Raw genomic sequence first — 12,269 nt, 5'->3', positions numbered from 1 at the left:
CCTCCTCCATCCAGCCTCGCGGGAACGCACCGCCAAGGCTACTTGCGCCGGCGCGGCAATTCGAAGGCGTCGACCACCCTGCCCGCGGCGTCCGTCACCTTCACCTTCAGCGTGCGCGCGTCGGCCTCCACCCAGGCGACCTGGTCCTGCCCCACCACCAGGATCGGGAAGTCGTTGCCGCGCTCGCCGGGCCGGATGTGCATGAAGCGGTGCTCGTGGCCGGCGATGAACAGGTCCACCCTGGCCCGGTTGGCCAGCCGCGTCCATTCGGCGTTGTCGCCGCCGGTCCAGCCCCAGTCGGGCTGGTGGCCGAGCACCACGGTGAACGGCGCGCCGCGCGTGCGCGCCCCGGCCAGCGCCGCGCCGAAGCGGGCCAGCCCCTCGCGGCGGTAGTCGCGCAGGTCGTCGAGGCCGGCGTAGACGTTGGTGTCGTCCGGCTTGTCCTCGCCGGTGTCGACGGCGACCAGGTGCAGCGGGCCGTCGTCGCGCACGAAGTCGTAGCGGTCGTCCTGCGCGTGCAGGTAGGGCCCCAGCGCGCGGGCGAACGGGCCGCGGTACTCGTGGTTGCCGCGCACGTAGAGCAGCGGCACGGTGCCGCCGAGGTCCCCGGCGGTCGGCGCCAGGAACACGTCCTCCAGCTGCTGCTCGCTCGCCGCCCAGTTCACCGCGTCGCCGAGGTGCGCCACGAAGTCCTCCGGCGTCCTGCGGACCGCGCCCAGCAGGGCGTGGATGCGCGGCACCTTCTCGTGGGTGTCGGTGACCACCGCGAAACGCGCGGTGGCGCGCGCCGGGTCCAGCGTGGTGAAGCGGCGCACCTCCCCCTGCACGGTATTGCCGCGCTCGGGCCAGTACGGCCGCACCGCCACCACCCGGCGCGAGACGACCTGGTACTGGTAGGTGTGGCCGGGCTCCAGGCCGTCGATCACCACGCGGTGGAAGCCGCCCACGTCCACCAGTCCCTCGTGCCCGGCGATGGCCGTGTGGTCCAGCCCGTGCTCGCCGTAGCGCACGATGCCGTCGGCGTCGCCGTCGGTCATCCATTCGACCACCACCGAGCGGTCGGACACGTCGAGCAGCAGCGGCGGCATGGTGATCGCCGGCGTGCTGTCCCACACCTTGTAGGGCGCGTCCGCCTCGTCGTCGTGGAAAGGCCGGGTCTGCTTCGTGGCGGCAAGCGCGGGCAGCGCCAGCAGCAGGCCGGCGGCGGCCAGGGCGAGACGCGCGCGCCGCGGCGCGGCCTTGGGAAACTCGTGCATGGGTCTGGACCCTCCTGCGTTGCGGATGCCGAGGGCGCACGTCTTCCGCCCGCGACCAGGCCATGCGGGCGGAGCGTGCGCCCGGAGCGGCCCGCGCCGTGCGCGGCGCGGGCCGGCCTTCCCGGCTCAGTAGTCGTAGGTGACCGACAGCCGCGCGTAGCGCGGCGCCTGGGTCACCCGCGCCGTGCCGTACAGCGGGTTGGGCGAGCCGCTGGAGTCGCGGTAGTAGCTCGGGTAGATGTTGACCACCTCCTGCGCGTCGAGCACGTTGAACACGTCCAGGTGGAAGGCGAGCCGGTGCGCGGCGAAGTCCGGCGCGTACTGCACGCCCAGGTCGAGCTGGCGCTGCCACGGCAGGCGGCCGGTGCTGCCCGGCGGCGTCGGCTGGCCGTCGCAGAAGTGGTAGGACGAGCCGTAGCCGGCCGGGTCGACGTTGCCCGGGTACAGGCCCAGGCAGACCTTGGGCTGGCCGGAGACCAGCCGGAGGGTGCCGGACACCAGCCACTCGGGCGTGAGCTGGTAGTAGCCGAAGGCCTTGAACTGGTGGCGGTGGTCGTTGCCCTGGTCGCCGTTGCTCCACAGCATGATCGGGCCGTTGTCCCAGTCGGCCGATTCCTGCGGGCCGTCGGACTGCACGTCGGACTGCGTCATGCCCTCGGTGTTGCCGTAGCTGCGCGAGAAGGTGTAGTCGAAGCGGCCGTACCAGCGGCCGTCGAACGGGTGCTCCAGGAACAGGTCCAGCGCGTAGTAGTTGCGCTTCATCTTCGGGAAGCCCAGCTCCTGCCGCGTCATCGGCACCTCGCGCAGCCGGCCGGCGTCGTCGGTCACGATGAAGGTGTTGCCGGTGCCCGCGTTGATCAGGTGGCAGCCGTTGTTGTCCGGCCCCAGCGTGATGCCGAGCTGCGCGGCCTTGGCCACGATCGCGTCCAGGTCGCAGAAGTCGTCGATCGAGCTGCGCAGGATGCGCCGCGTGGCCTTGGCGCCGTACACCCAGTCGGTGCCCAGCATCTTGCTGAAGCCCAGCATGTACTCGTCCTGGTACATCGCCTTGAGGTCCTTGGCCACCACCGTCTTGGGATCGGGCAGCTGGCCGAAGTTGCTGTTGGCCGACACCGGGCCGGACATCGCGGTGAGCCCGGTGGGCGTGCCGTCCGCGGCGATGCCGCCGTAGGTGAAGTACTGGGTGGTGCTGAGCTCGGCGCTGCCGGCGCTCAGCGCGGGCTCCAGCGGCGAGGCGAGGAAGTAGCGCCCCGCGTTGCCGTACACCTTGAAGCTGGCGTCGCCGTTCACGTCCCAGGCGAAGCCCAGGCGCGGCGCCCACTGGTTGCGCTGCTTGATGTACGCCTTGCCGGCGGCGTTGTAGTTGGTGAACTGGTCGTCGCGCAGGCCCAGCGACAGCAGCAGGCGGTCGGTGACCTGCCAGTTGTCCTCGACGAACTGCGCGTGCTCGGTGGTGCGCACGTTGTTGAGCGCGTAGTCCACGTCGCGGGTGACGTAGTAGCCGTCCGCGCCGTTCGGGTAGTCGGCGGTGGCGCCCACGCCCAGGCCGGTGTTGAGCGGGTTGTGCGGGTTGTCCGTGTGCTGGTAGGTCCACGAGTAGCCGGGGCCGGAGCTGATCGAGCCCTGCTTGAGCGCCGCCGCGGTGAGGTTGTCGATGCCGGCGGTGAGCGTGTGGTCGCCCAGCTTGTACTCCAGGCTCAGCCGCAGGTTGGTGGTGCGGTTGCCGCGGCCGGGGGAGGTGATGGTGTCGACCGTCTGGTTGGTATAGCGCGGCGTGCCGCCGTTGAGCGCCGGGTTCTGCTGGTCGGGGCTGCCGATGTAGACCAGGCCCGGGTCGTAGCCGGCCACCTCGCTGTAGGCGGTGGTGTGCATCTTGCCGTACAGCGCGGTCAGCGTGAGGTCGTCGGTGAGGTAGCCGGTGTACTTGGCGGTCCACAGGTTGCCGCCGGTCTTGGTGTTGGCGGCGTGGCCGAACAGGTCGCCGCGCTGGAAGTCCTGGTAGTCGTAGCGGTAGGTGTCGGCGCTGTACTCGCGCTTGCTGGAGGCGCCGGTCAGCTCGAGGATGTTGCTGTCGTTGATGTTCCAGTCGAGCTTGGCGTACCACTTGGGCATGTCGTAGCGGTAGTCCGTGTACGGCGCGGTCGCGGTGACCGCGCCCAGCGTGTGGCCCTGCTGCTTGGCGATCTCGCCCGAGGCGAAGAAGAACAGCCTGTCCTTGACCAGCGGGCCGCCCAGGTAGGCGTCGTAGGTGGTGACCCAGTAGTTGCCCTCGCCGCGCGCGTCGTACAGGTCGCCGTACTTCTCCACCTGTCCCGCGGTGGTCGGCAGGCCGTTCCCGTAGTACAGGGTGGTCTGCCCAGCGCGCGCGGAGGCCGGCTCCCAGCTGGCCTGGCCGCCGAAGTGCCACTCGTTGGTGCCGCGCTTGCCGACCATGTTGATCACGCCGCCGTCGGAGCGGCCGTACTGCGCGCTGTAGCCGCCGGTGTAGACCTCCTCCTGCTCGATCGAGCCGTAAGGCAGGGTGATGCCGCCCTCGGACTTCAGCGGGTCGGTGGTGTTGAAGCCGTTGATGTAGTAGGCGTTCTCGTTGGCGCCGGCGCCGCCGAAGCTGACCAGCGAGCCGCCGGTGGCGGTGGTGAAGCCGCCGGTGTTGCCGGCCGCGCCGGGCGCCAGCTGCGCCACCGCCTCGGCCGAGAAGCCCAGCGGCAGCTTGCGCAGCTGCTCGGCGGTGATCACCGTGCGCGAGTCCACGCCGGTCACGTCGATCGGCGGCAGCGCGTTGGCGGTCACGTTGACGCCGGACAGGTTCTGCGCCGCCGCCCCGGCGAAGGAGACGTCCGTGGCCGCGCCCACGCGCAGGCTCACGTCGTCGCGCGTCTGCACCACCGCGCCGGCGCGCTTGAGCGTCACCGTGTACGTGCCCAGCGGCAGCTGGGTGGCGACGTAGCGGCCATGGCTGTCCACGGGCACCTCGCGCTGCAGGCCGGTGCTGCCCTGGATGGTCACCGTGTCGCCCATCCCGGCGGGGACCTGGCCGGCGATGCTGCCGGTGGTGGACTGCGCCAGCGCGCCGCCGCTGGCCAGCGCCGCCGCGATCAGCAGGCACAGCCTCGTCCTGCCCATGGAATCGTGTCTTTTCATGTCTACCGTTGCTCCCCGTCTGTCCGGATCTGAGAAATCACCAAGGCCGTCCCGCGTTCCTCCGCCGTCCCTGCGTCTTCCTCGCCGGCGCGCGCCGGCGGCCCGCGGCTCCGCCGCGACCCTTCAAGCCGTCCGGTTCCACTCCACCCAGGCGGCGCTGCCGCGCGGCAGCGCGAGGCGGCAGCGGCCGTGCGCGTCGGCGGTCGCCGTGCCGTCTTCCGCGAAGCTCACGCCGCGGCGGCTGTCCAGCGCGTCCGCGCGCAGGCGCATCACGCGGCCGGCCGCGCCGGCGGGCAGGCCGCTCACCGTCACCGCTGCGTCGCGCGCGGCGTCCTTGTTGAGCAGCGCCGCCTGCAGCGCGTCGCCGCGTCGCGCGGCGTAGGCGGTGAGGTTGGCGCCGCCGGCGTCGAGGCGGCCGGACAGCATGCGCGCGCCGGCGAAGCGCTGCGCCAGCTGCAGGCCGTGGTACAGCGGCCGCGGCTGGAAGCCGAGCGCGACGTCGCCGGCGATCGCCGAGTAGCGCGAGGCCGCCGCGTCGCGGCGGTCCTGCAGGTCGCCCGCCACGGCCGCGTTCGCGGCGCGGCCCAGCGAGGCCTCCACCGACCGCAGCGTGCCGCCGTGGAAATGGATGCCGGCCACGCCGCGCTGCGCCAGCGCCAGCATGAAGTCCGCGCCCCACAGCGCCGAGGCGAACACGTTGCTGACGCCGTCGCGCCCGCCGAAGTAGTAGGAGTTGGCCTCGGTGAGGCGCAGCGGCAGGCCGCGCGCGTCCGCCGCGCGCACGATCCGCTCGACCTCGGCGTAGAAGCCGGCGTCGCCGGACAGCAGGTCCGGGATCGAGCCCTTCGGCGCGGCGTCGCGGTAGTAGTGCCGGCTCAGGAACACGCTGGCGTCGCCGTGCCGGCGCGCGTGCTCGATCACCCAGTCGGTGTTGGCGCCGGTGTCGGGCCCGGCGGCCGGCAGGCCGGCCGCGCGCAGCGCCTGCGCGTAGGGCGTCCACGCGGCGTCGAAGGCGGCGTAGTCCGCCTCGTAGTTGTTCGCCTCGTTGCCGATCTGGATCGCCAGCAGGCGGTCGCCCACCGCCTGCCGCACCGCGCGGGCCAGCTCGACCGCCATCGCCGGCACGCCGATCTTCAGGTTCACGCCGAACACCAGCGTCCAGCCGGTGGCGCGCAGGAAGCCGGCCAGCGCCTCCAGCGCCTGCGGCTGCAGCGCGAACGGCCGCTGCGGGCCGCCCTCGTGCACCGGCTGCGGCGGCAGCGCGCCGCGGTAGCCGCTCCAGCTGGCGTAGTCGCTGGTGTTGCCGCCGATGCGCAGCACGCCCTGCGGGTTCAGCGCGCGGAACAGCCGCACCAGTTCGCGGTTGTCCGGCGAGAAGAAGGCCGGGTCGGCCAGCTGCAGCGTCTCGTAGCTCAGGCTCGCCAGCGTGGGGCTGACGGCGCGGCCCGGCCGGTCCGGCTGCATGGCGAAGCGTGCCTCGGCCGGCGCGGCGGCCGCGCGCGCGAACCCGCCCGTGGCGGCCGCCAGCGGCAGCAGCGCGGCGGCCTTCAGCAGCTGGCGTCTGCGCGGATCGAACATGATTCTCCCCTCTGCGTCTCGGATGGGCGCCGCCGGCGGCCGGCGGTCAGTCGTGCGGCACCAGTTCCAGCGTCAGCACCTGGAACGGCGCCAGCTCGATCGTTTCCGGACGATCCGCGTCCAGCTCGCGCGCGGGCTGCGCCGCGTCGGCGCGCCACGGGCTGCGCGCGCGGAAGCGGCGCGCGGCGCCCGGCGGCAGCTCCAGCTGGCGCGCGAGGTCGATCACCGCCAGTTGCGGCCTGTCGCCGGGGTTGCGCAGGGTGAGGATGGCCTTGGCCGGGGTCCACGCCGCCCAGCCGTAGACGTCCAGGCGTCCGGGATCGCCGCCCACCCAGTGGGTGTCCTTGAGCACCTGCGCGTTGGCGCGCGACCACTTCGCCGCCTCGGCCAGCATGTCCCAGTCCGCCCCGCCCAGCAGCGACGGGGTGATGTACAGCTCCTGCAGCTGCGTGCCGCTGCCGAAGTACGAGTGCACCTCGTTGGCGAAGTCGTGGCCCGGGTCGGTGTCGAGCCGCTTGTTCTCCTTGGCGTAGATGACGCCGTGGAGCATCAGCGAGTTGAGCGGGAACAGCGGCCCCTTCACCACGATGTTGCGGTAGGTCTCGCGGTCGCGGTAGGTGATCCAGCGCTCGCGCTCGGTGCCCACGCCGGCGTGCCAGTCGTCCTCGCCGTCGCGCCAGATCGAGTCGGCGTAGCGCAGCCAGAACGGCGAGGCCAGCGTGCCGGTGGTGAGGTTGATGTAGAGGTCCGGCCTGGCCTTGCGCAGGTCGTCGATCAGCGCGATCGCCGCGTCGAAGTCGCTGCCGAAGCGGCTGCCGGGGAACACCTTGTCGGCGTTGCCGGTGCCGTCGAACTTGAACTGGTTGACGCCGTCCTCGCGCACCAGCTGCAGCGTCACGTCGTGGAAGCGCTGGTAGTACTTCGGGCCGGACAGCGCCAGGCCGCCGTCGATGACCTCGTAGCCGGCCGCCCGGCCGTTCTTCACGCGCTCCTGCTTGGGCGGGCCGTAGCCGCCCCACGGCGACAGCCACATGCCCGGCGCGGCGCCGTACTTGGCCGCCGCGTCGCGCAGCGGCGCGAAGCCGCGCGGGAAGTCCTTGCTGAAGTTCCAGCTGCCGCTGCGATCGTCCCAGCCGTCGTCGAACAGGAAGGAGTCGAGCTTCACCCCGCGCTTGACCGACAGCTCCTCGCCGAAGGCGTGGATGCGGTCCAGCGCCTGGCGCTCGGTGTACGGCGTGAAGTAGCCGATGTCGTACCAGGAGTTGTAGTGCAGGAAGGTGCGGTAGGGATGCGCGCGCTCGCGCTCCACGTAGGCGAGGAAGTCGCGGCGCAGCTGGTTGTCGTGGGTGGCGCCCACCACCGCCGAGTAGGTCATCGACTGCCCCCTGGGCAGCGGCAGCCCGCGCTCGATCCACAGCTGCACGCGGTTGCCCCAGGCGTTGCTGGAGGACAGCGGGTGCTCGAAGCCGAAGTAGTCGGGGCCGCTCACCACCGGCGAGCCCGGCACGCTGCCGACCACCTCGGCCTCGTCGGCCTTCGCCTGCAGCAGGTCCACGCGCGCGATGTCCTCGTCCTGCCTGAGCGCGGTGACGGTGACGATCTCGCGCAGGTAGTCCGAGCCCTCGCGCTGCACCCACTGCCAGTCGATGCGCAGGCGGCCGTCGGCGTCGCCGAAGCGGGCGGTGATGGCGCGGCCCGGCAGCCGCTCCGACGCGCGCGAGGCGTGCGGGTCGGCCTTGAGCCTCGTTTCCTTCGGCGGCGCGAGCAGGCGCAGCCGGGAGGCGTCGAGCCTGCGGCCGTCGCGCCAGGTGAGCACGAAGGGCTCGGCGACCGGGATCGTGCGGCGGTTGACGCGGTCGGTGACGGCCATGTCGGCGAACCGGCCGTCGGCCAGCCGCCACTGCACGGCGATGGCGGCGTTGCCGAAGTCCCGCGTGGCGGCGAACGCGGGCGCGGCGAAGGCCACGGCCATGCCGCCGGCCAGCGCCAGCGCGGCCCACGGCCGCGGCGTGGCGGCGCCTTGCGTCCGCCGTGCCTGGATGCCGCCGCTGCGACCTGCGCCTGCCCTTGCGTTCATGCCGTCGACCTCGCTGAAGATGCCCCGGCCGCGCTCCGCGCGGTGCGGGAAAGGTGGGGTTGGAGCGCCGCGCTCCGCGCGGCTCGTGGTGCCGTGGACGGGCCGCCCGGCGCCATTCCCGCGAAAGCGGGAACGGCGGTCGCAAGCTGCGTGGCCGCCCGCCGGTTTCTCATGCGGCCAGCCTTCGCAGGCGCACTTCGCCGAGCAGCGCGTCGACCCGCGCGCGCCGCGCGTAGCCGGTTTCCTCGTCCATCGCGTTGGCCGCGCCGCAGGCCACGCCCAGGCGCAGCGCCTCCTCCAGCGGCTCGCCGCGCTTGAGCGCCACCGCCAGCCCGGCGAGCAGGCAGTCGCCCGAGCCCACCGCGTTGACGCTGCGCTCCAGCACCACCGCCGCGTGCCACGCCTGGCGGCCGTCGAAGCCCACCGCGCCCTCGGCGCCCAGCGTCACCACCGGCTGCGCGACGCCCTGCGCGTGCAGCGCGCGCGCCACCGCGGCGGCGGCCTCCGGCGCGTCGATCCGGCAGCCGCACAGCTCGGCGGCCTCGTCGCGGTTGGGCTTGAGCAGACGCGCGCCGGCGGCCGCCGCGTGGCGCAGCGCCTCGCCGCTGGCGTCGACCAGACAGGGCAGCCCGGCCGCCGCGGCCTGGCGCACCATGCGCGCGTAGGTGTCCGCGACGAAGCCGCGCGGCAGGCTGCCGGACAGCACCAGCAGCGCGCTCTCCTCGGCGCAGCGCCACCAGGTGCGCAGCAGTTCCTCCTGCGCGGCGGGCGCCAGCGCGGGACCGGGGCCGAGGATCTCGGTGACGCGGCCGTCGGCCTCGCGCACCGCGATGCAGCTGCGCAGCGGCGCCTCGATCTCGACGCCGTGGAACAGCACGCCGCGCCCGGCCATGCGCCGCGCGATCAGGTTGCGGTGCGCGGCGTCGGTCAGCCCCACCAGCTGCACGCGCTCGCCCAGCGCGGCCACGGTCTGCGCCACGTGCAGGCCCTTGCCGCCGGGGTACAGCTCGGCGCGCGCGGCGCGCTGCACCGCGCCGGGCGCCAGCGCGTCCAGCGTGAACAGGTGGTCGATCGCGGTGTTGAAGCCGGCGACGGTGATCATGGCGTCTCCGCCAGCAGCCGCCGCACGTCCTCCACCGTGGCCTGCGCGGCGGTGCCGCCGATGCCGCGGGTGGACAGGCCGCCGCAGGCCGCGCCCCAGCGCAGGCACTCGCGCAGCGGCAGGCCGCGGCGCCAGGCGTGCAGGAAGCCGGCGTCGAAGGAATCGCCGGCGCCGGTGCTGTCCACCGCCTCGACGCGGAAGGCCGGCACCGCCAGCGGCGCGCCGTCCTCGTCCAGCGCGAGGCAGCCCTCGCCGCCGAGCTTGACCACGGTGCGGGTGACGCCGTTCTCCAGCGCCTTCAGCGCGCGCGCCGCCGTGGGCTCGCCGCCGACCGCGCAGGCTTCCAGCGCGTTGGGCAGGAACACGTCGACCAGCGGCAGCAGTTCGAGCAGTTCCGCGCCCCAGCGCTGCGCCGGGTCGAAGCCGGGATCGAGCGAGGTGGTGAGGCCGAGCGCGCGGGCGCGCGCGAACAGCGCGCCCAGCCCCGGCTGCAGCGCGCGCTGCAGGTAGTAGGAGGACACGTGCAGGTGGCCGGCCCGCGCCAGCAGCGCGTCGTCGATCTCCTCCGCGCGCAGCGCGGCGATCGCGCCGGGATAGGTCACCAGCGCGCGGTCGCGCGCGTCCGACAGCGCCACGGTGATCCCGGTGCGCAACGCGGCGTCGCGGCGCACCGCGCCGGTGTCGATGCCGGCCGCGCGCAGCGCGCCGACGCAGTAGTCGCCCCAGCCGTCCTGCCCGGCCACGCCGGCGAACAGCACGCCGTCGCCCAGCCGCGCCAGGCCCATCGCGCAGATCATCGAGGAGCTGCCCGGCCCCTGGCGGAAACCCTCGGCGAGGATCTCGCGCCCGAACGCGGGCAGCCCCGCGCACCCGGTGAACACCAGGTCGGCGTTGATCTCGCCGGCGACCAGCACGGGTTTCATGCGCCGTCCCCCGCCGCGTGGATCGCGAAGGACTCCACCACGCGGGTGAGCACGCCCTGCGAGGGCGCGTCCGGGCGCTGCTCCAGCGCCAGGCAGCGGAAGAACGCCAGCAGCTGGCCCACCACGACGTGGATCATCTGCTGCTGCGCCTCCTCCAGCGCGTACAGGCCGGGCAGCTCGACCGCGACGCCGCCGGGCCCGAGCACGTCGCCGGGGATCGACTCGCCCACCACCACGCGCGCGCCGCCCAGCGCCTTGCGGTTGAGCTCGCGCAGCAGGTCGTACTCGTAGCCGCGCACGCTCGGCTCGCCCGACAGGTAGGCCACCGTCAGGCAGTCGTCGTCGAGCCAGGACATCGGCCCGTGGCGCAGGCCCAGGAAGGTCTCCGGCAGCACGCGCATCGCGCCGCCGGACATCTCCAGCATCTTCAGCGCCGACTCGCGCGCCGCGCCCAGCGCCGCGCCGCTGCCCAGGTACACCGCCGCCGCCGACGGCGCGCGGGCCACCCGGGCCAGCGCGTCGCCGTGGCGCGCGAACACCGCGCCGGCCACCGCCGCGGCGGCGTCGGCCACGCGCGCGTCGGCGTCGCCCGAGGCGACGTGGCGCAGGCCGCTGCCGGCCAGCAGCAGGTTGGTGAAGCTGCTGGTCATCACCAGGCTGCGGTCGTTGGTGCGCTCGTCCAGCAGCAGCACGTGCATGCGCGGCTCGTCGCGGTAGCGCGTGGCCAGCCGGCCCTGCGCGTTGCAGGTGATCGCCAGGTGCGCGTAGCCCGGCTCGGCGGCCAGCACCTGGTCGACCACGCCGGTGCTCTCCGGGCTGTCGCCGGAGCGCGCGATCGACACCAGCAGGCCGCGCCCCGGCGGCAGCACGCCGCGGCGCGAGGTCAGCAGCGTGCCGGCGGGGATCGCCAGGCACGGCACGCCCAGCGCCGCCTGCAGCACCGGCGCCAGGCACTCGCCCACGTACACCGAGCTGCCCGAGCCGGTGAACACGATGTGCGCCGGGCGCGCGGCGAGCAGGCCGCGCAGCATCGCGTCGGCGCCCTCCTCCGCCAGGCGCGCGGCGGTGCCCTGCCAGGTCTGCGGCTGCTGCAGGATTTCGCGCAGCGTGTCGGCGTAGCCGCGCCGCGCCTGCTCGGCGGCGGGCGCGTCGTGCAGCTGCGCGAGTTCAGGCGAGAGAGGGCATTTGACAGGCATGGGCGTCTGTTGAAAGATGACGGAAAACGAAACACATCGAAACTTTCATCCAAAGGTATTCGAAATGAAAGACAACTTGCAAGCCGCCCCCGCCAGCCGCTCCGTCCTGGCCTCCCTGCCGCTCCCGCACGGCAAGCGCACCCGGCTGTGGCGCCTGCTGTACGGCCACGGCCCGCGCAACGGCACGCTGCTGGTGCTGCCGCTGGACCAGGGCCTGGAGCACGGCCCCACCGACTTCTTCCCGCACCCGCCGGCGGTCGACCCGGCCTACCAGTTCGCGCTGGCCGAGGCCGGCGGCTTCTCCGCCATCGCGCTGGGCATCGGCCTGGCCGAGAAGTACATGGCCGGGCACTGCGGCCGCGTGCCGCTGATCCTCAAGCTCAACGGCAAGACCAACATCCCCAGCGACGCCGAGGCCACCTCGCCGCTGTTCGCCTCGGTGGAGGACGCCGTGCGCCTGGGCGCCGACGCGGTGGGCTACACGATGTACGTGGGCTCGCCGCGCCAGCACGACGAGTTCCGCCAGTTCGAGCAGGTGCGCCGCGACTGCGAGCGCTACGGCATGCCGCTGGTGCTGTGGTCCTACCCGCGCGGCAGCGCGATCAACGCCAGGGGCGGCACCAACACGCTGTACGCGCAGGACTACGCCGCGCGCGTGGCGCTGGAGCTCGGCGCCGACATCGTCAAGCTGCACGAGCCCAACGACAGCGTGGCCAACGTGCCGCCGCCCTACGACAAGCTGCAAGAGGACGCCGCCGCCCGCTGCGCCCGCGTGGTGCGCTCGGCCGGCCGCACCATGGTGCTGTTCTCCGGCGGCGAGAAGAACGACGACGACGAGGCGGTGCTGCGCAAGGTGGAGTTCTACATGCAGAGCGGTGCGAGCGGCGTGATGTTCGGCCGCAACATGTGGCTGCGCCCGTTCGACCAGGCGGTGGCGCTGACCCGTCGCGTGCATGACATCATGGCGCGCTATCCGCGCTGAGCGGAGGAACCGAC

Annotated in this window: 8 protein-coding genes; 1 reads left to right on the top strand and 7 read right to left on the bottom strand. The window is 73.4% G+C overall.

The genetic code is table 11. The features are described from left to right. Positions 1-38 precede the first annotated feature (38 nt). The 7 genes from C7456_RS09580 to C7456_RS09550 form a co-directional block, all read right to left on the bottom strand. The gene (locus tag C7456_RS09580; protein ID WP_109723522.1) at positions 39-1,256 is read right to left on the bottom strand and encodes a purple acid phosphatase family protein; all 1,218 of its coding nucleotides are present in this window, start codon (positions 1,254-1,256) and stop codon (positions 39-41) included. 126 nt (positions 1,257-1,382) lie between these two features. Beyond that, the gene (locus tag C7456_RS09575) at positions 1,383-4,397 is read right to left on the bottom strand and encodes a TonB-dependent receptor (RefSeq protein WP_109723521.1); all 3,015 of its coding nucleotides are present in this window, start codon (positions 4,395-4,397) and stop codon (positions 1,383-1,385) included. A 123-nt stretch (positions 4,398-4,520) separates the two neighbouring features. Further along, positions 4,521-5,975 carry a hypothetical protein gene (locus C7456_RS09570; RefSeq protein ID WP_109723520.1) on the bottom strand — a complete coding sequence of 485 codons (1,455 nt, stop codon included), beginning with the start codon at positions 5,973-5,975 and terminating at the stop codon, positions 4,521-4,523. Between the two features lie 46 nt (positions 5,976-6,021). Next, a complete protein-coding gene (locus C7456_RS09565) occupies positions 6,022-8,052 on the bottom strand; it encodes an enterotoxin (RefSeq protein ID WP_211306301.1) in 2,031 nt (676 codons plus the stop codon). Between the two features lie 169 nt (positions 8,053-8,221). Beyond that, complete coding sequence (locus C7456_RS09560; protein WP_109723519.1) at positions 8,222-9,154, bottom strand: 1-phosphofructokinase family hexose kinase; 933 nt, start codon at positions 9,152-9,154, stop codon at positions 8,222-8,224. Further along, the gene (locus C7456_RS09555) at positions 9,151-10,077 is read right to left on the bottom strand and encodes a carbohydrate kinase family protein (protein WP_109723518.1); all 927 of its coding nucleotides are present in this window, start codon (positions 10,075-10,077) and stop codon (positions 9,151-9,153) included. Before C7456_RS09555 ends, C7456_RS09560 begins: the two co-directional genes overlap by 4 nt. Beyond that, a complete protein-coding gene (locus C7456_RS09550) occupies positions 10,074-11,273 on the bottom strand; it encodes an SIS domain-containing protein (protein ID WP_109723517.1) in 1,200 nt (399 codons plus the stop codon). The genes C7456_RS09555 and C7456_RS09550 overlap by 4 nt, the downstream gene beginning before the upstream one ends. A gap of 64 nt (positions 11,274-11,337) precedes the next feature. Between C7456_RS09550 and C7456_RS09545 the strand changes: the two genes are divergently transcribed. After that, positions 11,338-12,255 (top strand): class I fructose-bisphosphate aldolase, encoded by a 918-nt coding sequence (locus tag C7456_RS09545; protein WP_211306300.1) that lies wholly within the window; start codon positions 11,338-11,340, stop codon positions 12,253-12,255. Positions 12,256-12,269 lie beyond the last annotated feature (14 nt).

Source organism: Fulvimonas soli (genome assembly GCF_003148905.1).
Lineage (GTDB): Bacteria > Pseudomonadota > Gammaproteobacteria > Xanthomonadales > Rhodanobacteraceae > Fulvimonas > Fulvimonas soli.
Note: the sequence above shows the minus strand (reverse complement) of the source record. Positions and strands in the feature narration are given on the sequence as shown.